This is a genomic window from Prevotella sp. Sow4_E9_plate (assembly GCF_052116205.1).
Classification (GTDB): domain Bacteria; phylum Bacteroidota; class Bacteroidia; order Bacteroidales; family Bacteroidaceae; genus Prevotella.
The window spans coordinates 1-26,507 of the sequence record NZ_JBQKLN010000004.1 but is presented as its reverse complement, the minus strand read 5'-3'; the positions used below and the strand labels follow the sequence as shown (position 1 = coordinate 26,507).

Here is a 26,507-nt window from a genome sequence, read left to right as displayed (position 1 = left end):
AAGCACTGGCGGAAAACTAATATTATCCAAGGAATCACAATAAGAAAAAGCTCGATCATCTATTCTCTCCAACACTGGCGAGAAGTGCGAAGTGTCGGATGAAGCGAGAGATGGTTCATCAAATGAGTAGTGAAATTATGAGGGTGGAGTCGATTACAGAAGACAATATGGAGTCAAATTGCTCCATGACCCGAAAATATTCCTCCAAAAGGAGTGAGTTTCTCAGATTTAATTTGTATCTTTGCCATGTCATATCAGAATTTTGCTTGTTTTCTTTTAGCAACACTAAGATAAGTGAAAATTCTGACATAGCAAAATCCAGAGTAACTTTTTGTTGCTCAGGCGCTTAAAATGTTTAATTGATAATAGTGTTGCGGAATTAATGGAATAACCTGAAATGAAATTGAAAAGACATCTACTGACAGCTGCCCTGACACTCTTTTGCCTATCGGCAGCTAACGCCCAACTGCTAAGAACAACAGTGGAGCAAGGAGAAATTGAAGGTGTGGAACATGAAGGATTCGCCCTATACAAGGGAATCCCATACGCTGAAGCACCAGTGGGCAACCTCAGATGGAAAGCTCCAGTGAGCAAGAAGCCTTGGAAGGGAGTATTCAAAGCAGATAAATGGGGAGACCGTCCACCACAGCCCATCGACCCTAACCAAAATGGTGGAGAGCTGGGCATGAGCGAGGACTGCCTATACCTCAGTGTGGAAACGCCAGCCAAGAGTAAGAATGACAAACTCCCTGTATTTGTGATGATTCATGGAGGAGCCTTTCTTACTGGCTCCTACAGTGGAACTCAGGAAAGCTTTGTCAAGGAAGGCATCATCTATTGCAGCATAGAATACCGCTTGGGAGCCTTGGGATTCATGGCACATCCAGAGCTGAGTAAGGAATCAGGCAAGAACATATCTGGTAACTATGGCATCCTTGATCAAGTGATGGCCTTAAAATGGATTCACGACAATATCGCTGCCTTCGGTGGAGACCCAGACAAGATTACCATTGCTGGAGAATCTGCCGGTGGTATCTCGGTAAGTATACTATGCGCCTCTCCCCTTGCCAAGGGACTCTTCCGAGGAGCCATCAGCGAAAGTGGTAGCTCCTTCTGGCCTGTGGGTGAAAGCAGAAATGGTAACACAGCCATGCTCACCTCCAAAGCGGCAGAAGCAGGTGGACTTCTCCTTCAAAAGAAACTCAAGGCTAAGAACTTGAAGCAGCTAAGAAAAGTTCCGGCTATGGACATCGTGAAGAATACCGCCTTTGAGTCCTTCTGGCCGAACGTTGACGGCTACTCCATCACCGATGACCAGTATAAGCTCTATGAAAAGGGAAACTACAATGATGTTAATGTCGTCATAGGAACCAACAGCGACGAAGGAAGTATGTTTACCCGCCCTGTCAGTGTAAGTGACTATGAGAAAAGAATCCATGAGATATATGGAAGTTGGGCAGACCAGGTTCTCAGTCTCTATCCTGCCAAGACAGAGGAAGAAACCTACTTCGCTCAATCCGACATTTTCCGTGATGGCTCCTTTGCATGGGGAACGTATGCCTGGGCTAACCTGCAGAGCAAGACCGGCAAGGGCAAGGTGTATATGTATTACTTTGACCAAGACTCAGAGAACACCATCGTGAAAAGCCGCAAGGGAGGAGCCAGCCATGTGGCAGAGATGCCATTCATCTATGGCTATAAGTTTGGCTCTGGAAAAATGACCGAGACGGAGCTGCACATGGAGCAAATCATGTCACGCTACTGGATCAACTTTACCAAGACTGGTAATCCAAATGGGGATAGCCTTCCTTTCTGGACTACCTACCAGGAAGGTAAACCAACGGTGATGATTATGAAGGAAGGACTGCATTTGGGTCCTGTTCAAAATCAAAAGCAAATGGACTTCTTCGAGGAGTTCTTCAAGGAAAAAAGAAAATAATACGTCAAGTTCCAAGTGGCATTTCTCCCACTTGGAACTTTTTCATTAAAGAGATAAAACGCCACATTGTTCACCATAAAATGGCGCATAGATACGAATGCTCGCATGATGCGGATGTTTGCTTCAACAGCAGTCGGAGACTTCAAAACTCCACTAAGCATAGCAACTCCTTGCTCTGTGAAAGCGTAAGTTTTCTAAGCTTTCTCCGTTATTACCAGCACATGGCTTTCGTCGCTCAATGTGGTGGCGAAGATATAGATTTCGCCACCATCCTTCAGCTTCAATCGCTTGCGCAATTCCGCTACGGAGAGGGGGAAGTTGCGGGTGGCGATGTTTGCCTTGGTGATGCCTGAGAGATGACGCTTCAACTCCTTTTTATTAAAGGAGGATACGGCGATGATGCGGAAACTTCTGCCTGGGAAGGCGGCGATAGGTTCACGGCTCACGAAAAGATGGCTGTTCTTGGAAAGCATCCTTGCATCATAGCGCCCGGAAAGAACGCCGAAACAGCCGGCTTTCATCAACGACGCATTCGGCTCATAAAGATACTGCATCTCTTCAAGCGTGGATGGGGCAATCTTGACGGAAGAAGCCTCCATATCCGACTCTTCGCAGACGAAGGACTGGGCATCATTGACACAATAAATGCGGAGATTGCCCATATTTTGCGCTGAGAGCACTAAAAGAAGCTCCTTGCACTCATTGTTCACGGAGATGATATGAACCTCTCTTACATGGCTTAATTCGCTTATAGCACGGTGCCAGTCGAGCATCGGAGAGAGTTTGACGATGACGTAATCAGCCTTCAAAAGCATCTCTTCCTGCAAAACGGTGACATCGGGCGTGCAATCCTTCAAGGATACCACCTTGTTGCCCGCATCGTCTCTACGGGCAGGATCAATGAAGATTATCTTAAGACCAAGGTTGGTCTTAAGTAATGACAGAGGTTGGTCATAAGTGATGCCTAAAGAATCATCAGCTGATGCTACATCTTTTTTCTTGGGATGAAAAGAATGAAGAACCTCTATTCCATCCCCATTCTTCACGATGGCGTTCTTCAAGCCCAATCGCCCGAAATTCTCCTTCGCCGCATCGCAGAGATGAGCCTGACGCTCCACGTACATCGACTTCACTCCCAACCGGGCTGCAATATAAGAGAAATCTACTCCAAAGCCACCAGTCAAATCTACAAACCCGATTTCTTCTGAAAAATCTGCTTTGCTGACATCTTCTTTTGTTTCGTTAACATCCTCACCTGGTTTTGTTAATATCTGTTGATTTTCAGAAGTGGCTCCATTTATGGCGAATTCTGAATCAACCGCCCTATCGCCCGCAAATTCGCGAATTTTGGAAAAATGAGAATCGGAAGCTTTTGCAACCTCATTTTCATTTGCGCTCTCATTTTCTTTTTCGCTCTTATTTTCTTTTTCTGCAGAAGATGAAGATACTGGCAAGCCGAGCAACCTCGCAGCCAGTTCTGCCTTGTAAAGCGCAGTAGATTCAGAGGAGCATTGCTCCATAGAAATATGAGGAGGATAGATGATGCCTTCGAGACTTGCCCAACGAGGCAACTTGATGCGAGCCATCTTTCGCCCGCGAATCTGATCGAGAGCGAAAGGCATATCTACTTCCGGATACTTGCTTCCGAGAAAAGCCAGCTGGCGGACATCATCGTCCTGATGCTGGCGAATAAAGTCTTGAGTCGCTTGGTTCATCATTTATGCTCTTTTTATATCTTTATAGAATAATACTTTATTTATTATAGAGTAATACTTCTCTTAAACTGGTTTTATACTGACTGTATTTCGAGATGATACTTACTGCATCTCGAGTCGCTATTTACTGAATTAACTATGATAGTTACTGTATTCTACAGCTCTCTCACGACATAAGGATTATTGCCTAGCAATGGCAATAAATTGCCCTCCTATAGGGCAAAAAGATGCCATCACTAGGCAATAATTGGAATGAGGTCTAAACCAAATCGGGATATAGCCTTACTGCCGAGCAATGTACTCCTTAACCTTCAGGATGCAGCATTAGTTTTATCAGCTGTTACTGCATTTTTGAATGATGCAAGGTATAAATGCGGGGCAGCTTACGTTTCCGTCGTAAAAAGCCTACTCTCGTTTTCACTCTTCACTCTTCACCATTTAGCCTGAAACCCCGATAAACACAGGGGATTTGAGAGGTGAAGAGTGGCGCTGACTCTTCACTACTCTTCACTACTCTTCACCTATAAATGTAAATCACTGACTCACAATGGAATAGCTACAGAGCCGAAGAGCCCCAAAAGCTCCAGTCCTATAAAAAGGTGAAGGGTGGGTGAAGAGTCAATTCAACTCTTCACCCACCCAACTGCCTATCCTTCAATCGCTTACACTCAAAAGGTGAAGAGTGAAGGGTTTTTGGGAAAATTCTCTCGCATCCGTAAAGATGCAGAGAGAAAATTTCTGTGTCTTAAGAGATACGGTGGATTAGTCAGCCAACTTAGCCTTCAAGAACTCACGGTTCAAGCGGGCGATGTTAGCGATAGACTCGTTCTTAGGACAAACAGCCTCGCAAGCACGAGTGTTTGTACAGTTACCGAATCCGAGCTCGTCCATGCGTGCAATCATCTTCTTAGCACGGGCAGCAGCCTCTACACGACCCTGTGGGAGAAGTGCCAGCTGGCTAACCTTTGAGCTGACGAAGAGCATGGCAGAACCATTCTTACATGCAGCAACACAAGCACCGCAACCGATACATGTAGCGCAATCCATTGCCTCGTCTGCATTCTCCTTAGGAATCAGGATAGCGTTGGCATCCTGAGCCTGACCTGTACGGATGCTGGTGTAACCACCTGCCTGGATAATCTTGTCGAATGCTGAACGGTCTACCATACAGTCCTTGATGATAGGGAAACCAGCAGAACGCCAAGGCTCAACGGTGATCACATCACCATCGTTGAAACGACGCATGTAGAGCTGACATGTTGTAGCACCACGCTCAGTCTTACCGTGAGGTGTACCATTAATATAGAGAGAGCACATACCGCAGATACCCTCGCGGCAGTCGTGGTCGAAGACGAAAGGCTCCTGACCTGACTCGATGAGCTCCTCGTTCAAGATGTCGAGCATCTCGAGGAATGAGGTATCATCTGGGATGTTCTTCATCTCGTGTGTATCGAAGTGACCCTGTGCTGTAGGGCCGTCCTGCTTCCAATACTTAACTGTGAAACTTATATTTCTTGCCATTGTCTTGTTCGCTTTTTAATTCTTGTAATTTCTTGTCTGTACCTTAATTGCCTCATACTCGAGAGGTTCCTTGTTGAGCACTGGAGCAGTTGTATCATTGCCCTGATACTCCCAGCAACCTACGTAGAAGAAGTTTGCATCATCACGCTTAGCCTCGCCTTCCTCTGTCTGGTACTCCTCACGGAAGTGACCACCACAGCTCTCGTTGCGGTGCAATGCATCGTAAGCGATCAACTCGCCCATCAAGATGAAGTCACGCAAGTGGATAGCCTTATCCAACTCTACGTTCAAGCCTTCCTTCTTGCCAGGGATAAAGAGGTTCTTGTTGAATTCCTCGCGGAGAGCCTTCATCTTCTTCAAGCCTTCCTCAAGACCTTCCTTGGTACGACCCATACCTACGTGCTCCCAAAGGATGTGACCCAACTCCTTGTGGATAGAATCTACAGAGCGCTTGCCCTGGATACCCATCAGGCGGTCGATTTCCTTCTGAACACCTGCCTCTGCCTCTGCGAACTCTGGGAGATCGGTAGAGAGCTTTGGCCACAATGCCTGGTCGGCCAAGTAGTTCTGGATAGTGTATGGCAATACGAAGTAACCGTCAGCCAAACCCTGCATCAAAGCAGATGCACCAAGACGGTTAGCACCGTGGTCAGAGAAGTTACACTCACCAATAGCGAAGAGACCTGGGATTGTGGTCATCAACTCGTAGTCTACCCAGATACCACCCATTGTATAGTGGATAGCAGGGAAGATCATCATTGGGTTGTAGTACTTCACGCCGTTAATCTCGTTAGCCAACTCACCTGGGTTAACGTCGGTAATCTCCTCATACATATCGAAGAGGTTGCCATAACGCTGAAGGATAACGTCAATACCGAGACGGTTGATAGACTCAGAGAAGTCGAGGAATACGGCAAGACCTGTGTTGTTGACACCGAAGCCCTTGTCGCAACGCTCCTTAGCTGCACGAGAAGCCACGTCACGAGGAACCAGGTTACCGAATGCTGGGTAACGGCGCTCCAAGTAGTAGTCGCGGTCTTCCTCAGGAATATCAGAACCCTTCTTTGTACCTGCCTGCAATGCCTTGGCATCCTCAATCTTCTTAGGAACCCAGATACGACCATCGTTACGGAGTGACTCTGACATCAAAGTCAACTTACTCTGGTTTGTACCGTGAACAGGGATACATGTAGGGTGAATCTGAACATAAGATGGGTTAGCGAAATCAGCACCCTTGCGGTAGCACTGGATAGCTGCTGTACAGTTACAACCCATAGCGTTTGTAGAAAGGAAGTAAGCGTTACCATAACCACCGGTAGCGATAACTACGGCATTGGCAGAGAAACGCTCCAACTTACCTGTAATCAAATTCTTAGCGATGATACCACGAGCGTGACCGTCAACGATCACAATATCCTCCATCTCGTAACGGGTGAAGAGCTTAACCTTACCTGCCTCAACCATGCGGCTCAAAGAAGAGTAAGCACCGAGGAGGAGCTGCTGACCTGTCTGACCCTTAGCATAGAATGTACGAGATACCTGAGCACCACCGAAAGAACGGTTAGCCAGCATACCACCGTACTCACGAGCAAAAGGAACGCCCTGAGCTACGCACTGGTCGATGATGTCGTTACTCACCTCAGCCAAACGGTAAACGTTAGCCTCACGAGCACGGTAGTCACCACCCTTTACTGTATCGTAGAACAGACGGTAAACAGAGTCACCATCATTCTGATAATTCTTAGCTGCATTGATACCACCCTGTGCTGCGATAGAGTGAGCACGACGTGGAGAGTCCTGGATGCAGAAGTTCAAAATGTTGAAGCCCATCTCGCCGAGAGAAGCAGCAGCAGAAGCACCTGCCAAACCTGTACCTACAACGATAACGTCGAGCTTTAACTTATTCTTTGGGTTAACCAAACGCTGGTGAGCCTTATAGTTGGTCCACTTCTCAGCAACTGGTCCTTCAGGTATTCTAGAATTTAATGTTTTTGCCATAATCTTTTTTAATACTTAAATGATTACACGAATTATGCGCAGCACAAAGATGGAGCGCAACCGAAAGCGAATGCCAATACAACTACGATGAAGAGGAGAAGCAGGATGGTAGAGTAAATCATACCAATCATCTTCCAACGGCAGAACCAAGTCTTACCGCTCCAACCGAGAGTCTGAATAGCACTCCAGAAACCGTGAGTGAGGTGGAACCAAAGAGCTACCAACCAGATGATGTAGAGAACTACGAATACTGGGTTAGCGAAGGTGTCCTGAATGAATGCGAAGCCATCTGATGGGCAGTGGCCGAAGCTTGTACCCAAAAGCTCAGCAAACATCATGTTGTACCAGAAGTTGAAGAGGTGAAGCAACAAACCGAGAACGATGATGATACCGAGCACCAACATGTTCTGGCTAGCCCACTCTACTTTCTCTGGCTTTGCTGTTACCTCGTAACGCTGGTTACCGCGAGCACGACGGTTCTGTGCTGTCAGGATGAAAGCGTAAACGATGTGACAAACTGCCAAAGCTGCCAAACCCAAAGTTGCAACTACGGCGTACCAGTTAGCACCCAACAATTCGCAAATCATGTTGTAAGCATCTCCTGAGAAGAGAGCAACAACATTCATGCAACCGTGGAATGTCAAGAATAGAATAAGAGCGATACCAGTTACTGACATCACTACCTTTCTACCAATAGATGAATTGATTAACCACATAAATGATTGAATTTTAATTATTTAACTGTTTGAAACTAATTTATATTCCACATTTTTCGTCCCTGCAATACCTATTTTTAGGCATTCTGCAATCCTCATTTCTAGGTATATTTTCGCAAGTCTGCTGCAAAATTACTATATTTTAATGATTTATCAAAGTATTTTTGCTAAAATTTCGATTTTATTTCTTACTTTTGCCGAAAATTAGAAAAAATATAGATTATGAGATTCAATTATGACGTTCTCGTTATCGGTGGTGGTCACGCCGGATGCGAGGCTGCAGCTGCCTCCGCAAACATGGGAGCCAAGACCTGCTTGATAACGATGGACATGAACAAGATTGGTCAGATGAGTTGCAATCCTGCCATCGGAGGCATAGCAAAGGGACAGATTGTACGAGAGATTGACGCACTGGGCGGACAGATGGGTATTGTCACTGACAAGACCGCCATCCAGTTCAGAATGCTGAACATCGGCAAGGGACCAGCCGTATGGAGTCCTAGAGCACAATGCGACCGTGGTAAATTCATCTGGGAGTGGAGAACCATACTCGACCACACCGACAACCTCGACATCTGGCAAGACCAGGCCGACGAGTTGCTCGTTGCCGACGGAGAAGCCATCGGTGTGCGCACCATCTGGGGCGCTGAGTTCTACGGCAAGAGCATCATCATTACTGCCGGCACTTTCCTCAACGGACTGATGCACGTGGGCAGAAAGATGGTAGAAGGTGGCAGATGCGCAGAACCTGCCGTTCATCATTTTACAGAAAGCATCACCCGATGGGGAATCACCACTGCAAGAATGAAAACGGGAACACCGGTCCGCATCGACAAGCGCAGCGTTCACTTTGAAGATATGGAAGAGCAACCTGGCGACAGCGACTTCCATCAATTTTCATACATGGGCGATCATCGCATACTGAAGCAACTTCCTTGCTGGACATGTTACACCAACAAGAAGGTTCACGACATTCTGAAAAGCGGACTCGATGACTCTCCTTTATATAATGGTCAGATTCAAAGCACCGGTCCTCGCTATTGTCCAAGTATCGAGACCAAGCTCGTCACCTTCCCAGACAAGGAACAGCATCCGTTATTTCTGGAGCCAGAAGGCGAAGACACGAATGAAATGTATCTGAACGGATTTTCATCAAGTATGCCGATGGACATCCAGCTGAAGGCACTCCATGAAATCCCGGCATTGAGAGACGCCAAGATTTACCGACCAGGTTACGCCATCGAGTACGATTACTTCGACCCTACCCAACTCAAGCATTCGCTGGAGTCGAAAATCATCAAGGGTCTCTTCTTTGCCGGACAGGTGAACGGAACCACCGGTTACGAGGAAGCTGGAGGCCAAGGCACCGTTGCAGGAATCAACGCAGCCCTACATTGTACTGGCGACAAGACTTTCGAAATGAAACGAGACGAAAGTTACATCGGCGTACTCATCGATGACCTCACAACAAAGGGAGTTGACGAGCCTTACCGAATGTTCACCTCAAGAGCCGAATATCGCATCCTACTCCGACAAGACGACGCCGACTCCCGACTCACCGAGAAAGCATACGAGCTGGGCATTGCCAAACGCGACCGTTACGACTGGTGGATGGAGAAGAAAAATGCCATCGAAAGAATCATTGACTTCTGCGCAAACTATCCTATCAAGAAAGACGAGATCAATCCAAAACTTGAGGCTCTAGGCACAACACCACTTCGAGCAGGCTGCAAACTTATCGACCTCGTTGCCCGTCCTCACTTGAACCTTCAAAATCTATCGGAGATTATTCCCGACCTGAAGACAGCGATGGATGCGCCAGCCAATCGAAAAGAAGAGATTGCAGAAGCGGCAGAAATCAAAATGAAGTACAAAGGATACATCGATCGAGAACGACTCTTCGCAGACAAGATGCACCGACTGGAAAACATCAAAATCAAAGGACGCTTCAAGTATTCCGAGATACTGGAAATCTCCACAGAAGGCCGTCAAAAGCTTGAACGAATCGATCCGGAAACCTTAGCTCAGGCAAGTCGAATTCCAGGAGTTTCTCCAAGCGACATCAACGTACTGCTGGTACTGCTAGGGAGATAATCGGTAATACGGAGAAAGCTGCGCCAGACCCAATTGTTCCACGTGAAACGCAACACACATAAAATACTTGATATCTAGCCAATTAAGCATGGTTACATCAAGTATTTTATCGTTAAAGTAAAACTTTATGTTTCATGAAACAAAAGAGGATAAAACCGAAGAAAAAGAATAAGAACAGTACGTATTAACGGGCAAAATGAAGGTACAAGACCAAGAAGTCACAACCCGTTTCATACGATAGGAAACAAGATAAAAAAGAAAGAGAATAAGTATTAATAAATAAACAAAAAAGTAATGAATAATCAGCTATTATTAGACAATCTGCGTTGCATTCCAGATTGGCCAATCAAGGGTGTAAACTTCCGCGATGTCAGCACCCTTTTCAAGAATCCAGATTCTCTCAAAGAGATTTGTGACGAGATGTACGAGATCTACAAAGATAAGGGAATTACCAAAATCGTAGGCATCGAATCACGCGGTTTCGTAATGTCTTCTGCCCTTGCTATCCGACTCGGTGCAGGCGTAGTTTTATGCCGCAAACCAGGTAAGCTTCCTTGCAAAACCGTACAGGAAAGTTACGCAAAGGAATACGGTATGGACACTATCGAAATCCACGAAGATGCCATCAATGAGAACGATGTAATCCTCCTCCACGACGACCTTCTCGCTACCGGCGGAACCATGAAGGCTGCATGCAATCTGGTGAAGAAATTTCACCCGAAAAAAGTATATGCAAACTTCATTATCGAGCTTGTAAACGAGAATTTCGAAGGTAGAAAAATCTTCGATGACGACGTAGAAGTATCTACTCTATTACAGTTGTAAAAGCATTTAACATGCTGTTTAAGGCAGCAAAAATGTACTTTAACAACACACGAGCGTTGCAGTTTCACGTGGAACAGCAACGCTCTTTTACCCTTAAAAACTCCTTAGAGATATGACGAAACAAGAAAATGAGGAAAGATTAGCAAGGCTAAAAAGTATAGTTTTAAGCATGCCGGAGAAGCCAGGAAGCTATCAATATTACGACGAAAACCATACGATTATATACGTGGGAAAGGCGAAAAATCTGAAGAGAAGAGTGTCATCCTACTTCCATAAAGAGGTAGATAGATACAAGACAAAGGTACTTGTTTCTAAGATTTTTGACATCTCATACACCGTCGTCAATACCGAAGAAGATGCACTTTTGCTGGAAAACAGCCTTATTAAAAAGTATAATCCAAGGTATAATGTTTTGCTGAAAGACGGCAAAACATACCCTTCTATATGCGTAACAAACGAGTATTTTCCACGCATTTTCAAGACTCGCCATATCAATAAAAAGGTGGGAACATTCTTCGGTCCTTACCCTCATATAGGCAGTATGTATGCAGTTTTAGAGGTCATCAAAAAGCTCTACAAACCACGCTCATGCCGCTTTCCCATCACAAAACAAGGCGTTGCTGAAGGCAAATATAAACCCTGTTTAGAGTATCATATTCACAACTGCGGAGCACCTTGCATCAACAAACAAAGCTACGAGGAATATCAGGAAAACATGCGCCAAGCACGTGAAATTCTGAAAGGAAACACCCGGGAAGTTGGCAAATATCTCTATGACTTGATGATGAAAAATGCCGAACTTCTCCGCTTTGAGATAGCAGAAGAATACAAAAAGAAGTATCAGTTGCTGGACGAATTTGAGGCAAAAAGCGAGGTGGTAAGCCATACCATTACCGACGTAGATGTCTTCACCATCGTTAATGATGACGCCATGAAGAATGCCTTCATCAACTATATTCACGTGAAAAACGGCACCATCAACCAGAGCTTCACCTACGAGTATAAGCGCAAGCTGGAGGAGAGTGACGAGGAACTTCTGATTACTGCCATACCGGAAATCAGAGAGCGTTTCCACTCTACTTCGAAAGAGATTATCGTGCCTTTCGAGATGGAATGGAAACTGAAAGATGCCATCTTCTTCGTGCCGCAGAGGGGCGACAAGAAACACCTTCTGGAGCTATCGGAAATGAACTGCAAGCAGTATAAATTCGACCGTCTGAAGCAGGCAGAAAAGCTCAATCCGGAACAGAAGCAAACCCGATTGATGAAAGAATTGCAGGTAAAACTAAAGCTGCCAAAACTGCCTTATCAGATAGAATGCTTCGATAATTCCAACATATCGGGCACGGATGCCGTAGCTGGATGTATAGTATATAAAGGTATGAAACCATCAAGAAAGGACTATAGAAAATACAACATCAAGACGGTGGAAGGACCAGATGACTATGCTTCGATGCAGGAGGTGGTAAGACGAAGATACAGCCGCATGATAGAGGAAGAAACTCCCCTGCCAGACCTTATCATAACCGATGGTGGAAAGGGCCAGATGGAGGTGGTAAGAGAGGTGATAGAAGACGAACTGCACCTGGAAATCCCTATCGCAGGTCTTGCCAAGGACGATCGCCATCGCACCAACGAACTCCTCTACGGTTTCCCGCCACAAACCATCGCTCTACCACCAGAAAGCGAGCTTTTCAAGGTATTGACGCAGATACAGGACGAGGTACATAGATACGCCATCACCTTCCATCGCGAAAAGCGAAGCAAGCACGCTCTCCATTCAGAGTTAGACGACATCAAAGGCATCGGTCCTAAGGCAAAAGAAACGCTCCTGAGCAAGTTCAAGAGCGTGAAAAAGATAAAAGAAGCATCGCTGGAACAGCTTACCGAGGTATTAGGACCTCATAAAGCCGAGATTCTCGTGAATTATTTCACAGAAAAGAGCGAGAATATGAAATAAAAGTCGTATATTTGCAGTTGAAACTAAATAATAATAATAAAGATTGAACAGAACCCAGGATTCCACAAAATGCTATTCATAAAGTTCAATGTTCAACATTCAAATTTCAAAGTAGTAATATGAGAATAGTAATACAGCGTGTCGGCCATGCCTCTGTTACCATCGAAGGAGAAGTGAAATCTGCCATCAAGCAGGGCTATCTGATCCTTCTCGGCGTTGAGGAAAGCGACACATCTGAAGACGTAGATTGGTTGGTTAGAAAGGTCATAGGCCTTCGTGTTTTCGACGACGAAAATCACGTAATGAACCGCTCCATCATGGATGTAAACGGCGAGGTTCTGGTGATTAGCCAGTTCACCCTTTTCGCCAGCTACAAGAAGGGTAATCGCCCTAGCTGGCTAAGAGCTGCCAAGCACGAAATCAGTGTCCCACTCTATGAAGAGTTCTGCAAGAAGCTATCCGATGCACTCGGAAAGCCTGTAGGAACAGGCGAATTTGGTGCCGACATGAAGGTAGAATTACTGAATGATGGTCCTGTTACCATCATGATGGACACCCATAATAAGGAGTAAAAAACAAACATTCGAGAATAGATGGAAAAGATTTTAAAATATAAAAGTTGGTTCCTGGCTATAGGAATAATCATAACGTTTACCTTTTCTCAAAGGTTCTTAAACAATCCATGGGCAGAATATGTTGGTGAAACCCTCGTTACCATTGGCTTGAATATGGAGTTCATCAGCGACAAAAGGGAGAATGGAAAAATCGGTATCTATAACACCATTGCCGCTATATTCATGACTGGATTATGGCTATGTTTGACTTATTTCATAATTAAAGATCATCTGTTATGACTATAAAAGAAGCACAGGAAGCAGTAGATAAGTGGATCAAGGAATATGGCGTTCGCTATTTCAGCGAACTTACCAATATGGCTTGTCTTACGGAAGAAGTAGGAGAACTGGCTCGTGTCATCGCCCGAACATACGGCGACCAGAGCTTCAAGAAAGGCGAAAAGCCTAACCTAGGAGAGGAAATGGCAGACGTTCTCTGGGTTCTCATCTGTCTTGCCAATCAAACGGGGATAGATCTTACAGAAGAACTTCAGAAAAGCATCGACAAAAAGACCCAAAGGGATTCGGAAAGACATAAGAATAACCCGAAATTGAAGGAATAAACAACCCGAAATTGAAAGGAATAAAACACCCGAAATGAAGGGAATCATATAAATAACTTAACTTTAATAATTAAAAAAGTAACATCAAGTATGAGCAGTATTAAAGAACAGGTTCTTGCACAGCAGCAGGGACAATACAGCGAGTCAGACGATAAGTATTTATCTGTCTTGAAACAGTATAACTGCGACCTCAACGATGAGGAAGTTGCAGCAGAAGTAAAGAAGATTCTTGACGAGAAGGTAGCGGAAAACGAGACCATGGAGGTGAAGAAATTCCTCTTCGGCAGCATCGAACTTACATCTCTTCATACAGAAGATACAGAAGAAAGCATCCTGGCAATGATTGAGAAAGTAAATCAATTTGCCAAGGATTATCCTGAACTTCCTCACGTAGCAACCGTATGCACCTACCCTAACTTTGCAGGTCTTATCAGTCAGAGTTTGGAGGTAGATGGCGTAGAAATCGCAGTTGTAAGCGGTAATTTCCCATCTTCTCAGACATTTATCGAGGTAAAGATTGCCGAGACAGCCATGGCTATCAAGGATGGTGCTACAGAGGTAGATATCGTTATGCCAGTTGGCAAATTCTTCAGCGAGGATTACGAAGGTCTCTGCGATGATATTCAGGAACTCAAGGAAACTTGTGGTGAGCATAAGATGAAGTGCATCCTGGAAACAGGAAACTTAAAGAACTGCAGCAACATCATGAAGGCTTCAGTTCTGGCAATGTATGCAGGTTCAGACTACATCAAGACTTCAACCGGTAAGGAGAAGATTTCTGCTACTCCAGAGGCTGCCTACGTTATGTGCCAGGCTATCAAGGCATACTACGAGAAGACGGGCATCCAGATTGGTTTCAAGCCTGCAGGTGGCATTAACACCGTTCACGATGCTGTGGTATACTATACTATCGTAAAGGAAGTCTTAGGCGAGAAATGGTTGACCAACCAGTGGTTACGACTGGGAACATCACGCTTGACAAACCTCCTTTTGAGCGAAATCGTAGGTAAGGAAATCAAGTACTTTTAAAAATACGCCAAGAAAGAATAAAAGTACTTAGAATAGGGGTAAAACCCTAAGTATAAGGTTAATAATAAAATCGCCCTGAAATGGTAAAAGCATTCATAGACAATGCTTTTGTCTTCTCAGGGCGACTATTTTTATAAGAGTCAACAAGCGAATTATGCTTTGCGCTCAATCACAAAATCAAGATAAGCCTTCAAGGCATTATATACATCCTTGTCTTCAACATAATTATCAAGGAAATCCATAGCCTCAGCATGAAAATCCCACATGCGCCTGTCTGCATATTCAATACCACTATTCTCCTTTGTGAAAGCAACTAACTGAGCTATTTCATCTTGGGAAACCGTATGTGCTTTAACCTTTCTTGCCAACTTTATCATCTCCTCATCACCAGTAGCTTTCAAAGCATAGATAACAGGAAGAGTGAGTTTACCTTCTGTCATATCATTACCAGTAGGTTTACCTATCTCCTTAGAATCGTAATAATCAAAAATATCATCACGAATTTGGAAGATAATACCCAGATTCTGACCAAAGCGCTTAGCCGCTTTTATCTGCAATTCTGAAGCATTTGCTGACATGGCACCGATACCGGCACAAGCCTCAAAGAGAGCAGCAGTCTTCTGTTTAATAACCTGATAATAGATATCTTCCGAGATTTCTTCATTACTGATACTGTTCAACTGAAGTATCTCTCCATTTGACAAGATACGTCCCAACTCAGCAAGATCTCGAACAATCTCTTCAGAATGAGAATAAGAAACATGAAGCAAGGCAGTAGAGAGAATAAAATCACCTACTAACACTGCAACCTTATTATTATATGTGGCATTGACGCTAGCTTGGCCACGGCGCTCCCCACTCTCATCCACAACATCATCATGCACAAGAGAAGCTGTGTGAAGAAGCTCCAATCCTACTGCAGAATGCTGTGTGACGGTAGAAATTTTACCAAAATTACGGGCCATCAACAAGATGAGCATAGGTCGCATACGTTTTCCTGCACGCTGACGTATGTGATCGAGCACCTGAGAAAGAAGCCCGTCACTATGCATCAAAGACTTGTTGAACAAATCTATGAAATCTGCCAATTCAGCCTCAATAGGCTGCTTGATAAGTGATAAATAGTCCATTGAATATGAGTAAATCTACTAAATTTCTAAATTTTGATACAAAATTAATCAATTCTTCTTGAAATATCGCATTTTTTTAGTAATTTTACACCACAAAAATGAATATTATGGATAAATTGTTCCTTTTAGACGCTTATGCGCTCATTTATAGGTCGTATTACGCCTTTATGAAGTCTCCTCGTATCAATTCGAAGGGACTCAATACTTCGTGTGTCATGGGATTTTGCAATACCCTCAACGAGATACTTACCAAGGAGAAACCTACCCATATTGCGGTGGCTTTCGACCATGGCAAGACCTTCCGTCATGAGGCTTTTCCTGCATATAAAGCTCAGCGAGAAGAAACTCCTGAAGACATTAAAATCTCAGTCCCTATCATCAAAAATATCCTGGAAGCCTACCATATTCCAATCCTACAGGTAGACGGTTTCGAGGCAGATGACATCATTGGAACTATAGCAATTCAAGCAGGAGAAAAAGGTATTGAAACCTATATGCTGACACCAGATAAAGACTATGGTCAGCTGGTTCGAGACAACGTATACATGTTCCGACCAAGGCATGGTGGTGGATATGAAAAATTAGGAGTGGAAGAGATTGAAGAAAAATACAGCATCGCTTCCCCACTTCAGGTAATTGACCTACTTGCTTTAATGGGAGACTCTGCTGATAATTTCCCGGGCTGCCCAGGTGTTGGAGAAAAGACAGCTGTCAAACTCATCAATGAGTTTGGTAGTGTAGAAGGCTTGATTGAAAATTCATCTAAAGTAAAAGGCAAACTTCGAGAAAAAGTAGAAGGAGCTATTGAAGATATCAAGATCTCGAAATTCTTGGCAACTATCAGAACGGATGTTCCTGTTGACTTGAAAATGGAAGACTTGAAATTGGTAGAGCCAGACAACGCCAAGTTGGATGAAATCTTCACAGAACTAGAGTTTAAGTCGTTCGCTAACCGAGTTCTTAAAAAACCTCAAAAGGTGCAAACAAAACCTATGGGAGAGCTCGATTTATTTGGCGCACAGCCAGCAGATGGTCAAGAAGAGCAAAAAAACACGAGTTTTGACACCATTAAAACTGTTGAGCATTCATACAAACTCATTGAAACAGAGGAAGATGCAAAATCTCTTTATGACTATTTAATTACAAAGCAAATTTTAAGTCTAGATACAGAGACCACATCTACGGTTGCAATCGATGCAGAATTAGTAGGATTAAGCTTTGCAGTCAAAGAGAAAGAGGCTTTCTATGTAGCGATCCCAGCAAATCGTGAAGAAGCCTTAAAAATCGTAAACATCTTTAAACCACTCTATGAAAACCCTGAAATCTTGAAAGTGGGACAAAACATCAAGTACGACTACGAGGTCTTGATGAACTATGGAGTAGAGATTCAGGGAAAGATGTTCGACACGATGCTCGCCCACTACATCATCCAACCAGAACTCTATCACAACATGGATTATCTGGCAGAGGTATTCCTTCATTACCAAACTGTCCACATCGAAGAGTTGATTGGCCCAAAGGGAAAGAATCAGAAATCAATGCGCGACCTCGCTCCATCCGAAGTTTACGAGTATGCAGCTGAAGATGCAGATATCACACTGAGATTGAAAAATGTATTGGAACCAAAACTCAAGGAGATAGATTGTGAAGACCTGTTCTGGAATGTAGAAATGCCACTGGTACCGGTTCTAGCCCACATGGAGATGAACGGAGTATGCATCGACACGGATACTTTAAAGGAAACGTCTAATAATTTAACCAACCGACTCTCAGAAATAGAACACCATATCTATGAGTTGGCTGGCGAATCCTTCAATATTGGCTCCCCTCGCCAAGTAGGAGAAATCCTCTTCGGAAAGATGAAGATTGTAGAGAAGCCTAAGAAGACGAAAACGGGACAGTATGTGACAAGCGAAGAAGTGCTACAACAATTACGCAGCAAGAGTCCTATCATTGATGAGATTCTGAATTACAGAGGTTTAAAGAAACTTCTCGGCACCTACGTAGATGCTCTTCCAAAGCTTATCAATCCTCGTACAGGACATATTCACGCTTCCTTCAACCAGGCAATTACTGCAACTGGTCGCCTTTCTTCAAGCGATCCAAACCTACAGAATATTCCTGTACGTGATGATGACGGAAAGGAGATACGTCGATGCTTTATTCCAGAGCCAGGTTGTCTATTCTTTTCAGCAGACTACTCCCAGATAGAGCTTCGTATCATGGCGCATTTGAGTGAAGATCCAAACATGGTAGAAGCATTCCGGGAAGGTTCCGATATCCACGCAGCTACTGCTGCCAAAATCTGGCATGAGGACATCAAAGACGTCACCGATACACAACGTAAGAAGGCAAAGACCGCCAACTTCGGAATCATCTATGGCATTACTACCTACGGACTTGCCCAGCGCATGAACATCGAAAACAAGGAGGCGAAGCAAATAATCGAAGATTACTTCCGTACCTTCCCCGGTGTTCAGGCATATATGGAGAAATCTAAGGAAATGGCAAGAGAAAAAGGCTATGCCGAAACTCTCTTCCACAGAAGACGTTATCTGCCAGATATCAACAGTAAGAACGGTACAGTAAGAGGCTTCGCAGAGCGCAATGCCATCAATGCTCCTATCCAAGGTTCTGAAGCAGACATCATCAAGGTTGCCATGATCAGAATCTTTAACCGATTCAAGACTGAAGGCATCAAGAGCAAGATGATAATCCAAGTACACGATGAACTCAACTTCTCTGTCTTCCCTGAGGAAAAAGAGAAAGTAGAGAAGATTGTTGTAGAAGAAATGCAGAATGCTTATAAGCTCTGTGTACCTTTAGTAGCCGATGCCGGCTGGGGGAAAAACTGGCTAGAAGCACATTAATAAAATAGAATAAATAGCAAAAGCTATTCCCAAAACTTCAGGTCCCGATGTAGATATTTCGTCTATATCGGGCCTTTTCTTTTGCATATTCTTATAACCATCTGCTTAGCTTTACAATCCGCTTTCTTAATATAATAAGGTGATAATGTTAACATTACGTTAAAGTATGAAAATAATTGCCCAAAAGTTTGGAACTTATTGAAAAAAAGCATACCTTTGCAGTGTTCTATTGAAGTAGTACACTAAAACATTAAAGATTATGATACAGATTAAAGACATTGATTTCAGATACCCAGGTAGCAAGCACCTTGTATTTAGAGATTTCTCTTTGGAACTCAAGGAGAACAACATTTATGGCTTGCTCGGTAAGAACGGTACAGGCAAGAGCACCCTGCTCTACCTCATCAGCGGATTGCTCCGCCAGCAACAAGGTACCGTTCTCGTGGATGGCATTTCGGCACAAGATCGCAGAGCAGAGATGCTGAAGGACATCTTCATGGTGCCCGAAGAGTTTGAACTGCCCAACGTTTCCCTCGCCACCTACGTGAAGATGAACCAGGAGTTCTATCCTAACTTCTCGCAGGAAGTGCTGGACCGTTGCCTCAAGGATTTTGATTTACCACTCTCTCTCAAGTTGAACGAACTCTCGATGGGACAGAAGAAGAAGGTATTCATGAGTTTCGCACTCGCCACGGGTACCCGCTTTCTTCTGATGGACGAGCCAACCAATGGTCTCGACATCCCATCGAAGAGCCAGTTCCGTAAGGTCATCGCCAATAACATGACGGAAGACCGCACCCTCATCATCTCTACTCATCAGGTGCACGATGTAGAGTCGTTGCTCGACCACATCATCATCATGAACCAGAGCCAGCTCCTGCTCGATGCATCGGTTTCAGACATCTGCGAGAAATACACCTTCGAGTACCGCAACCCACAGGAGATAGACGACACCGTGCTCTACGCCGAACCAACCCTGCAGGGCAATGCCGCCATCTGCAAGCGACAAGAGGGTGAACAGGAAACACAGATGAACCTGGAATTGCTCTTCAATGCAGTGATAGGCGGAAAACTTACAGAGTAAGCGTTATCCATCAAGTTCATCAAGAATTAGAAAAATATAAAATCATTTTAAATAACAACGATTATGAACAAGACTTTTGATTTACATAGATTCGGAATGGTGCTGCGTTGGGACTTGCTTACCAACTGGAAAAGCTATTTCTACAGTATAGCAGGATTGGCTATCGGCATCATCATGCTTTCCATTTCCATGCTTTATTCTTTTCCTCATAGCCATTTTATAGTAGAAGGAGATTTGGGTAATTACTACGAAGGTAACATGACAGTATTCCTTGCCGCTATTGTCATATTGTTTTTCTTCATATCTCCCTGCAACATCTTTAGCAATATGAAGACCAAGCTGCAACGTGAGAATTTCATGATGTTGCCAGCCAACAATCTGGAAAAATATGCAGCTCGTTTCCTGATGATGAGTGTAGGCAGTATCCTCATGATGCTCATTGCTACACTTATAGCCGACTTCGTGCAGTTTGTATTGAGCTTCTTCATGACTCCCGGTTACCATGCAAGTATCATCGGAAGTTCTCTAAGTCTAATATACAAAGCCGCAACCAATACCGGTGACAATCTTATCTGTATCTTAGCGGGGCAATATAAAATAGATGCAGCCATACTCGGATGGAGCTTTCTCACCATGATTTACTCCTTCTGCCTGCTAGGCGGCACATTCTTCCGCAAACAGCCAATCATCCTGACAGCCGTATCTGGCATTATCATTTTCATGATTATAGGTTATTGTGGCAGCGAACTTGAAGAATGGGGAGCTTTCGATTTCTTCAAGCATTTTAACTATGATAATCCGGGCACTTCTCTCTGCATCGCCATCTTCTGGTCGGTCGTTTTCCTTGCTTTGGCAGCCTTCAGCCTCTGGGCATCCTACAAGCTCTTCACCCGTATGCAAGTAATCTGCAACAAGTGGATCAACATCTAGGAGAAGAAAAGAAGTATGAAAAGAAAATATCGATAAGAATGATAAAACTTTAAAACAAAAGTATTATGATTTTCAGTAATGATAAAGCGATATACGTACAGATAGCCGAGCGATTGAGCGATGAGATTCTGGCGGGCAAGTACAAGGAGGACGAGCGAATACCGAGCGTCAGGGAATACGCCGTGCTGCTGGAGGTAAATGCCAACACAACCGTGAAGGCATACGACCTGCTTGCCACCGATGAGATCATCTACAACAAGCGAGGCCTGGGCTACTTTGTTTCCGCAGGAGCCAAGAAGCAAATCAAAAAGACCCGCAAGAAGGAGTTTATGAAAGAAAGACTCCCGGAACTCGCCCGACAAATGCAGCTTCTCGACATCTCCATCGATGAAGTGAAGGAAGAGTTGGAGAAGAATCTCAAAAAGATAAGAATATGATGACACTATTTATCTTAAAAAGTATATTTTTAACTACTATCTTTGCCTTATATATAATAAGGTGGATATAATCACGTTTTTAAAAAAGGGCTACGCTTGCAACTTTCTGAAGGTTGCAAGCGTCTAACGTTTAAAATTCATATCAATAAACAAACGTATTATATGTCATTAATTCATCTAAAAGACGTCAACAAGACCTATCAGGGTGCTCAGCCACTCCATGTGCTGAAGGGCATCGACCTCGACATCGAACGTGGCGAGTTCGTCAGCATCATGGGTGCTTCCGGCTCGGGAAAATCCACCTTATTAAATATATTGGGTATTCTCGACAACTACGATACGGGCGAATACCGACTCAATGATGTGCTCATCAAAGACCTCTCGGAAACCCGTGCTGCCGAATACCGCAACAAGATGATAGGCTTCATCTTCCAGTCGTTCAACCTCATCTCGTTCAAGACAGCGGTGGAAAACGTGGAGCTTCCACTCTTCTACCAGGGCGTGAGCCGCAAGAAGCGCCACGAACTGGCAATGGAATATCTCGAAAAACTGGGCTTGAAGCAATGGGCCAACCATTATCCCAACGAGATGTCGGGAGGACAGAAGCAGCGTGTAGCCATCGCCCGTGCCCTCATCACCAAACCCGAAATCATCCTTGCCGATGAGCCTACCGGAGCCCTCGACTCCAAAACGAGCGTGGAAGTGATGGACCTGCTGAAGGAACTGCACCAGAAAGAGGGAATGACCATCGTAGTGGTAACCCACGAAAGCGGTGTTGCCAACGAGACCGATAAGGTTATCCATATCAAGGACGGACTCATCGGAAGCATCGAAGACAACAGAGACCATCATCTCGTATCGAAAGACTACGTGAAATAACTTTGAACTTGGAACATGAGAGAATTAATCAAAGAAATATGGAGCACGTCGAAGCGCAACAAGCTCCGCACTTCGCTCACGGGATTTGCTGTTGCCTGGGGAATCTTCATGCTGATATTCCTGCTGGGCGCCGGCAACGGACTGATTAATGCCCAGCTGCAGCAAAGCACCCGATTCCTTGCCAACTCCATGCGAGTATTCCCAGGCGAAACCTCCAAGGCTTACAAGGGACTGAAGGAAGGCAGAAGCATCACGCTCAACGACAGGGACATCCTCATCAGCAACCAGACATACAGCCAGTACGTGGATGATGTGGGTGGAAGATTGGAACAGTATAACGTGAACATCAACTACGGCGATAATTATGTGGCAAGCCAGTCATTGGTGGGTGTGGCTCCTACACATCCCAAAATCGACAAGACGGAGCTGATTGCCGGACGATTCATCAACGAAATTGATATGAAGGAGCAGCGCAAGAATGTGGTGCTGAGCCGAAGCCAGGCCAAGGAACTCTGCAAAGACTACCGTTCGCTGGTGGGCAAGAACGTAAAGATCAGCAACCTCAACTTCCAGGTGGTAGGAATTTACAAGGATGATGAATCGCGCAACAATACCGATGCTTTCATCGCCTACTCCACCATAAAGACCATCTACGCCAAGGGCGATGATGCAGGAAGTCTGGAGTTCACCATCAAGAATCTGAAGACCAAGGAAGATAACGAGCAGTTTGAGAAGAACTATCGTGCCAGCATCAACAACAACCACCAGGCTGCACCTGATGACGATCGCACCATCTGGCTCTGGAACCGATACATGGACAATATCCAGATGAACCAGGGAATCGCCATCATGCAGACTGCCCTCTGGATAGTAGGTCTGTTCACCCTGCTGAGCGGCATCGTGGGCGTAAGCAACATCATGCTCATCACCGTGAAGGAGCGAACCCGAGAGTTTGGCGTAAGAAAAGCCATCGGTGCCAAACCTTGGTCGATACTGAAGCTCATCATCACCGAGAGCATCATCATCACCTCGTTCTTCGGCTACATCGGAATGGTCTGCGGCGTGGCAGCAAACGAAATCATGGACGCAACCATCGGCCACACCACCGTAGATACCGGACTGTTTAAAGCCGCCATGTTTGTGAACCCTACGGTGGGCCTCGGCACCTGCATCGGTGCTACCATCGCCATCGTCATCGCAGGCACCATCGCCGGACTCATCCCAGCCATCAAGGCTGCAAGAATCCGACCGATAGAAGCGCTGAGAGCAGAATAAACTATAAATTATTATTATGCGATTAGATTTAGATACATATAAAGAGATTCTCGACACCATCACGAGGAACAAGAGCCGCAGTCTGCTCACGGGCTTCGGCGTGTTCTGGGGCGTGTTTATGCTCATCGCCCTGATGGGTGGCGGACAAGGACTGAAGGAGATGCTGCAAAACAACTTCGCAGGCTTCGCCACCAACACCGCCATCATCTGGGCGCAGAACACCACCAAACCCTACAAGGGATTCAACAAGGGGCGTTCCTGGCAGATGGAAGAGAAAGACCTGGAGCGACTGCGCCACAGGGTACCCGAACTCGATGTCATTACCCCGCTGCTCTTCGGAGGCAACAAGTCGGTGGTGTTTGGCGACAAGAAATTCAGCGGCAGCACGCAGGGCGTGAATCCCGACTACGCCCAGGTTTCCGCACCTAAAATGTTTTACGGCAGATACATCAACGAGATGGATGTGCGCCGCCAGCGCAAGGTTTGCGTCATCGGCAAACAGATTTACAAGACCCTCTTCCCCGGCGGCGGTGACCCGTGCGGCAAGAGTGTGCGAGTGGATTCCACCTATTACACGGTGGTGGGTGTAGATTACCGCTCGGGAAATGGCATCAACTTCGGCGGTAGAGCCGACGAAACCATCACCATTCCGCAATCTGTGCTCCGCACCGCCTACAACCGCGGAACCGCCATCGACATCATCGCCACCACGGGTAAGCCGGGCGTGGTAATGAGCAGCATCGCCCAGCGAATGCGTGAAACCATAGCCAGGGCCCACAACATCGACCCTTCAGATGAAAAGGGAATCATGGTGTTCAATACGGAGGTGCTCTTCCAGATGCTCGACAATCTGTTTAAGGGCGTCAACTTCCTCATCTGGCTGGTAGGTATCGGCACCCTTCTCGCCGGCGCCATCGGAGTTTCCAACATCATGATGGTAACGGTGAAGGAGCGAACCACCGAGATAGGCATTCGCCGAGCCATCGGAGCCACGCCTAAGATGATTCTCTCGCAAATCATCTCAGAGAGTATTCTCCTCACCCTGGTAGCAGGCATGAGCGGCATCATCTTCGGAGTAGCCATCCTGCAGATGCTGGAAATGGCGAACACCACGGATGGCATTCTCACCGCCCACTTCCAGGTAGATTTCTGGACAGCCATCTCTTCAGCCATCCTCATCTGCATCCTTGGCGGCCTAGCCGGACTTGCCCCAGCGTGGCGAGCCATGAGCATCAAGCCGGTAGATGCAATGAGAGACGAATAAAAGAAAAATAAGATATAAAAGATATGAAAAAGTATTCAAAGTTGATAGTTGCGGCGATAGTCGCCTTGATTTTCATCGGAACCTTCGTGTTCCTTTATGAGAAATCACAGCCTAAGCCTGTGGAATATACCGAGTTTACCCCAAAGATGGGCGATGTGTTGAAAACCACGGTGATTACGGGTAAGATAGAGCCTCGCAACGAGGTGAACGTAAAGCCTCAGATTAGTGGTATCATCACCGAAATCTGCAAGCAGGCTGGCGATTTCGTGCAGGCAGGCGAGGTAATCGCCAAGGTAAAGGTGATTCCGGATATGGGGCAGCTCAGTTCGGCGCAGGCTCGTGTGCGCCTTGCCGAAATAAACCTGAAGCAGGCACAGGTAAACTATGGTCGCGAGGAACAGCTCTACAAGAAGCAGCTGGTCAGCGCCGATGAGTTTGACAAAGTGAAACAGTCGTTGCAGCAGGCAAAGGAGGAAAAAGTTGCCGCCCTTGATGCGCTCGAAGTGGTTCGTGATGGTGTTTCCAAGAGCAACGCCAGCGCCTCTTCCACCCTTATCCGTTCTACCATTTCGGGAATTATCCTCGATATTCCTGTCAAGGTGGGTAACTCCGTGATTCTTGCCAACACCTTTAATGACGGAACCACCATCGCCAGTGTGGCAAACATGAACGACCTCATCTTCCGTGGCAACATCGATGAGACCGAGGTGGGCAACCTGGTAGTAGGAATGCCGATGAAGATTACCATCGGAGCGATGCAGGACCTGAAGTTTGATGCCGACCTGGAGTACATTTCTCCAAAGGCTGTAGAGAACAATGGAGCCAACCAGTTTGAGGTAAAGGCAGCCGTCCGCTCAGTAAAGGGCGGCAAGATCCGTTCCGGCTACAGCGCCAACGCCGAGATAGTATTATCCAAGGCTCTGAAGGTTCTCACCATTCCGGAGAGTGCCATCGAGTTCAGCGGCGACAGCACCTTTGTTTATATCGTAAAGGGCAGCGGCGAGAAGAAAACCTACGAGCGCAAGCAAGTAACCACCGGATTGAGCGATGGTGTGAACATCGAAATCAAGAAGGGTCTGAGCCTGAAGGACAAAGTAAGAGGTCCGCAGGTTGTGGCAGACAACAAGGATGATGAAGAATAATCTTAGCAGTATAGAATAAGGAGAGTGTAAACTAAACTGTGTCAAGCTACAATAAAAGTAGTTTAACACAGTTTTTATATTATGGACAACTTAGAAATTGATTACAAGAAAGCTGCTCAGCAGTTGCGTAGTGGTGAAGCCTTATTTGGCAAGGACGGAGCATTAGCTCCATTGTTAGAACGTATTCTCAACTCAGCTCTCGAAGGTGAGATGGACGCTCATTTAAGTGAAGAGGAACGCTCTTCCGGCAACCGTCGTAATGGTAAGATGAGTAAGAAGGTTCAAACAAAATATGGTGAGGTCACTATAGAGACTCCTCGTGACCGAGACGGAACTTTCCAACCTGAGACGGTAAAGAAGCGTGAGACTATTCTTGCCAATGGCATGGCAGACCAGATTATTGAGATGTACGCCATGGGCACCAGCACACGTGACATCAGCAGCTACTTTGAGCGTGAGTTCAACACAACTCTATCAGCCGATACTATCAGCTCTATAACAGACCGTGTATTACCCGAAATC

The 26,507-nt window shown here is 45.4% G+C and carries 22 protein-coding genes and 2 pseudogenes; 17 read left to right on the top strand and 7 right to left on the bottom strand.

Annotated elements, in window-relative coordinates:
* Window positions 1–83 precede the first annotated feature (83 nt).
* Window positions 84–248: pseudogene (locus ACTQ53_RS02545) on the bottom strand (IS1380 family transposase); the annotation flags it as partial.
* Window positions 249–403: 155 nt separating this feature from the next.
* On the opposite strand from ACTQ53_RS02545, the gene ACTQ53_RS02540 reads away from it, so the two are divergent.
* Window positions 404–1,939, top strand: coding sequence for a carboxylesterase/lipase family protein (locus ACTQ53_RS02540; protein WP_441931900.1), 1,536 nt, complete (start codon window positions 404–406; stop codon window positions 1,937–1,939).
* Window positions 1,940–2,021: 82 nt separating this feature from the next.
* On the opposite strand, the pseudogene ACTQ53_RS02535 reads toward ACTQ53_RS02540, so the two are convergent.
* The 5 genes and pseudogenes from ACTQ53_RS02535 to ACTQ53_RS02515 form a co-directional block, all read right to left on the bottom strand.
* A pseudogene (locus tag ACTQ53_RS02535) lies at window positions 2,022–2,124 on the bottom strand (ORF6N domain-containing protein); the annotation flags it as partial.
* A 9-nt stretch (window positions 2,125–2,133) separates the two neighbouring features.
* The gene (locus ACTQ53_RS02530; RefSeq protein WP_441931899.1) at window positions 2,134–3,657 is read right to left on the bottom strand and encodes a THUMP-like domain-containing protein; all 1,524 of its coding nucleotides are present in this window, start codon (window positions 3,655–3,657) and stop codon (window positions 2,134–2,136) included.
* 759 nt (window positions 3,658–4,416) lie between these two features.
* Window positions 4,417–5,175, bottom strand: a complete 759-nt coding sequence (locus ACTQ53_RS02525) for a succinate dehydrogenase/fumarate reductase iron-sulfur subunit (RefSeq protein WP_022120108.1) — start codon at window positions 5,173–5,175, stop codon at window positions 4,417–4,419.
* 15 nt (window positions 5,176–5,190) lie between these two features.
* Window positions 5,191–7,173, bottom strand: coding sequence for a fumarate reductase/succinate dehydrogenase flavoprotein subunit (locus tag ACTQ53_RS02520; protein WP_217760073.1), 1,983 nt, complete (start codon window positions 7,171–7,173; stop codon window positions 5,191–5,193).
* A gap of 32 nt (window positions 7,174–7,205) precedes the next feature.
* Window positions 7,206–7,889, bottom strand: a complete 684-nt coding sequence (locus ACTQ53_RS02515; RefSeq protein WP_006848916.1) for a succinate dehydrogenase/fumarate reductase cytochrome b subunit — start codon at window positions 7,887–7,889, stop codon at window positions 7,206–7,208.
* 222 nt (window positions 7,890–8,111) lie between these two features.
* Here ACTQ53_RS02515 and mnmG point away from each other — a divergent pair, with 222 nt between their 5' ends.
* The 7 genes from mnmG (at window position 8,112) to deoC (ending at window position 14,974) form a co-directional block, all read left to right on the top strand.
* Window positions 8,112–9,983, top strand: coding sequence for a tRNA uridine-5-carboxymethylaminomethyl(34) synthesis enzyme MnmG (gene mnmG / locus ACTQ53_RS02510; protein WP_441931898.1), 1,872 nt, complete (start codon window positions 8,112–8,114; stop codon window positions 9,981–9,983).
* 294 nt (window positions 9,984–10,277) lie between these two features.
* Complete coding sequence (locus ACTQ53_RS02505; protein WP_153122191.1) at window positions 10,278–10,808, top strand: adenine phosphoribosyltransferase; 531 nt, start codon at window positions 10,278–10,280, stop codon at window positions 10,806–10,808.
* A gap of 112 nt (window positions 10,809–10,920) precedes the next feature.
* Window positions 10,921–12,768 carry an excinuclease ABC subunit UvrC gene (gene uvrC, locus ACTQ53_RS02500; RefSeq protein ID WP_441931896.1) on the top strand — a complete coding sequence of 616 codons (1,848 nt, stop codon included), beginning with the start codon at window positions 10,921–10,923 and terminating at the stop codon, window positions 12,766–12,768.
* 119 nt (window positions 12,769–12,887) lie between these two features.
* On the top strand, window positions 12,888–13,340 hold the full coding sequence (gene dtd / locus ACTQ53_RS02495; protein WP_117663579.1) for a D-aminoacyl-tRNA deacylase: 453 nt from the start codon (window positions 12,888–12,890) through the stop codon (window positions 13,338–13,340).
* Between the two features lie 21 nt (window positions 13,341–13,361).
* Entirely contained in the window at window positions 13,362–13,622 is a 261-nt protein-coding gene (locus ACTQ53_RS02490; RefSeq protein ID WP_441931895.1) for a hypothetical protein, read from the top strand.
* Complete coding sequence (locus ACTQ53_RS02485) at window positions 13,619–13,945, top strand: nucleotide pyrophosphohydrolase (protein ID WP_153122187.1); 327 nt, start codon at window positions 13,619–13,621, stop codon at window positions 13,943–13,945. Before ACTQ53_RS02490 ends, ACTQ53_RS02485 begins: the two co-directional genes overlap by 4 nt.
* A 90-nt stretch (window positions 13,946–14,035) precedes the next feature.
* Window positions 14,036–14,974 carry a deoxyribose-phosphate aldolase gene (gene deoC, locus ACTQ53_RS02480; protein ID WP_441931894.1) on the top strand — a complete coding sequence of 313 codons (939 nt, stop codon included), beginning with the start codon at window positions 14,036–14,038 and terminating at the stop codon, window positions 14,972–14,974.
* A gap of 152 nt (window positions 14,975–15,126) precedes the next feature.
* On the opposite strand, the gene ACTQ53_RS02475 is transcribed toward deoC, so the two are convergent.
* Window positions 15,127–16,104 carry a polyprenyl synthetase family protein gene (locus ACTQ53_RS02475; protein ID WP_441931893.1) on the bottom strand — a complete coding sequence of 326 codons (978 nt, stop codon included), beginning with the start codon at window positions 16,102–16,104 and terminating at the stop codon, window positions 15,127–15,129.
* Between the two features lie 107 nt (window positions 16,105–16,211).
* Between ACTQ53_RS02475 and polA the strand changes: the two genes are divergently transcribed.
* From polA to ACTQ53_RS02430, 9 genes are all read left to right on the top strand, one after another.
* On the top strand, window positions 16,212–18,974 hold the full coding sequence (gene polA / locus ACTQ53_RS02470) for a DNA polymerase I (RefSeq protein WP_441931892.1): 2,763 nt from the start codon (window positions 16,212–16,214) through the stop codon (window positions 18,972–18,974).
* A 259-nt stretch (window positions 18,975–19,233) separates the two neighbouring features.
* Window positions 19,234–20,058 carry an ABC transporter ATP-binding protein gene (locus ACTQ53_RS02465; RefSeq protein ID WP_298528886.1) on the top strand — a complete coding sequence of 275 codons (825 nt, stop codon included), beginning with the start codon at window positions 19,234–19,236 and terminating at the stop codon, window positions 20,056–20,058.
* 63 nt (window positions 20,059–20,121) lie between these two features.
* Window positions 20,122–20,988, top strand: coding sequence for a hypothetical protein (locus ACTQ53_RS02460; protein WP_294970629.1), 867 nt, complete (start codon window positions 20,122–20,124; stop codon window positions 20,986–20,988).
* A 65-nt stretch (window positions 20,989–21,053) separates the two neighbouring features.
* On the top strand, window positions 21,054–21,425 hold the full coding sequence (locus ACTQ53_RS02455; protein ID WP_119236617.1) for a GntR family transcriptional regulator: 372 nt from the start codon (window positions 21,054–21,056) through the stop codon (window positions 21,423–21,425).
* A gap of 162 nt (window positions 21,426–21,587) precedes the next feature.
* A complete protein-coding gene (locus tag ACTQ53_RS02450; protein WP_006848206.1) occupies window positions 21,588–22,304 on the top strand; it encodes an ABC transporter ATP-binding protein in 717 nt (238 codons plus the stop codon).
* Window positions 22,305–22,319: 15 nt separating this feature from the next.
* Entirely contained in the window at window positions 22,320–23,579 is a 1,260-nt protein-coding gene (locus tag ACTQ53_RS02445; RefSeq protein ID WP_441931891.1) for an ABC transporter permease, read from the top strand.
* Window positions 23,580–23,595: 16 nt separating this feature from the next.
* Window positions 23,596–24,843 carry an ABC transporter permease gene (locus ACTQ53_RS02440; protein WP_294970635.1) on the top strand — a complete coding sequence of 416 codons (1,248 nt, stop codon included), beginning with the start codon at window positions 23,596–23,598 and terminating at the stop codon, window positions 24,841–24,843.
* A 23-nt stretch (window positions 24,844–24,866) separates the two neighbouring features.
* Window positions 24,867–25,985 carry an efflux RND transporter periplasmic adaptor subunit gene (locus ACTQ53_RS02435; RefSeq protein ID WP_441931890.1) on the top strand — a complete coding sequence of 373 codons (1,119 nt, stop codon included), beginning with the start codon at window positions 24,867–24,869 and terminating at the stop codon, window positions 25,983–25,985.
* A gap of 81 nt (window positions 25,986–26,066) precedes the next feature.
* Window positions 26,067–26,507, top strand: a 441-nt coding sequence (locus ACTQ53_RS02430; RefSeq protein WP_171480318.1) for a transposase, incomplete at its 3' end; no start/stop codon positions are given.